2 protein-coding genes are annotated in these 1,935 nt (G+C 61.5%); both read right to left on the bottom strand.

Translation table 11 applies throughout. The features are described 5' to 3' along the window. Positions 1-1,207, bottom strand: a 1,207-nt coding sequence (gene der / locus J4G14_11115) for a ribosome biogenesis GTPase Der (protein ID MCE2458346.1), incomplete at its 3' end; no start/stop codon positions are given. 208 nt (positions 1,208-1,415) lie between these two features. Continuing rightward, the coding region (locus J4G14_11110) for a hypothetical protein (protein ID MCE2458345.1) at positions 1,416-1,935 on the bottom strand (520 nt) is incomplete at its 5' end.

Raw genomic sequence — 1,935 nt, 5'->3', positions numbered from 1 at the left:
AGCGGTTCACGAAGAACGTGAAGCTCGGCGGCGCGACCTCCTCCTGGGAGACGCTGTAGATCTTGAGTGAGCGCCCCTTTATGCCGGTGGGCGGGTGTTCGGCTATCGCGCTCATCATAGTGCGGCGCAGGTCGTATCTCGGTATGCCCTTGGTCCACTCGTTGTAAACGTCGAGCGATGTGTCCATCAGCTCTTCGAGGCCAGTGCCGTTGAGCGCCGAGGTGAAGCATATAGGCGCGTAGGTCGCGAACCTGAAACGGTCTTTGAGCAGCGCTTCGATCTCGCCCTTTGTGATGCCCTTGCCCTCGAGAAGGTCCCACTTGTTGACGACGAACACTACCCCCTTATAGGCGTCTAGTATGTAGCCTGCGATGTGGGTGTCCTGCATCGTGGCCGGTTCCATCGCGTCCATCAGCAGGACGACCACATCGGCCCTGTCGATCGCCCTGACGGAGCGGATGACGCTGTACTTCTCGATGCCGGTGCCGATCTTTCCGCGCCTGCGGATACCCGCCGTGTCGATCAGGAGCACGTCCAGGTCGTTGTACTTGATGAGAGTGTCAATGGTGTCGCGGGTAGTGCCTGGGATATCGCTGACGATGGAGCGGTTTTCGCCGGTCAGCGCGTTCAGCAGCATGGACTTGCCGACGTTGGGCCTACCCACTATGGCGAGGCGCAGGTCAGCGTCCGGCTCGGGGAACTCGGGCTCGGGCGGGAAGTGGGTCACGACCTCGGCCATCATGTCGTCGAGTCCGAGGTTGTGATAGCCACTGATCGGGTGTGGGTAGCCCAGGCCAAGCTCGAAGAACTCGACGGCGCCTGCGGCTTTCTGCTCAGTGTCGACCTTGTTGACTGCCAGCACGACGGGCTTGCCGCCCATGCGCAGCAGGTCTGCCACGTCGATGTCCGAGCCGGTTACGCCCTCGGTGACGTCGACCACCATGATGATGATGTCGGCGTCGTCGATGGCGGTCTCGACCTGTCCGCGCACCTGCCGCCACATGTCGGTGTCAGGGAATATCTCGAGTCCGCCGGTGTCGACAAGGATGAAGTTGTGCTCGGCCCAGTCCGTCTCGAGCATCACCCTGTCGCGGGTGGTGCCGGACTGCTTGGAGACGATCGCAACGGTCCTGCCGACCAGCCTGTTGAACAGGGTGGACTTGCCGACGTTCGGCCTTCCTACGATAGCTACGACAGGTTTGGCCACGTTGTCCCCCGAGTTTTCTGTGAGAGGGGCGCCGATGTTCCCATGTCGGGAATCATCCGGCGGTCATACGAGTGTGGAATCGAATGCTACCAGATTGAGGCTACCCTTTGCATGGTTTGGGACGGGCGGGGCCTGTGTCAGTCTGGTAGGCAGTGTTTTCACCCTCACCCCCGGATCAGGTGCGGGGCAGGCTCTTAGGGAGAGGGTGTCAGTAGTGTTGGGCGTTGGGGTCGTAGTCGGGGTCTTCGGGATCGCCGTGGAAAGGGCAGCTGATGTTGTCGCAGCCGTCGTAGTTGAGCAGGTAGTCTTCATTTGAGGCTGCGAGCAGGGGATCGAAGTTGGGGTCTAGGCACTTGCTCGCTGCCCTGTACATGTCGGGGTCGAAGTTGGGGTTGGTCTCGGGCTGTCCTTCGACAAGCTCAGGACGAACGGGGGCAGACTCGGGCTGTCCTTCGACAGGCTCCCGCCGCAGCGGATCTTCAACAGTGTCAACGGACGCAGACTCGGCTTCCTGGGCTGTCTCGGCCGGGACCTGCTGGTCTGGCCTTGGGATCGTTCCCGGGGGAGCAGTCGCGCGTGGGGGATTGGGCAGTGGTATGCCCTGGCTCCTGCCGAACGCTCTGTTCAGGAGCTCTTTCGCGGCCGACAAGCGGTGTCCGATGCGGATGCCTTCGACTTTTCCCCACATGACATCTATGAGGAAGATGCACATCTCCTGGCCGTCGTTG

It is taken from the genome of Dehalococcoidia bacterium, from assembly GCA_021295915.1.
Classification (GTDB): domain Bacteria; phylum Chloroflexota; class Dehalococcoidia; order Lucifugimonadales; family UBA1123; genus VXRN01.
The sequence above is the reverse complement of the archived record's forward strand: the minus strand, read 5'-3'. Positions and strand labels throughout refer to the sequence as shown.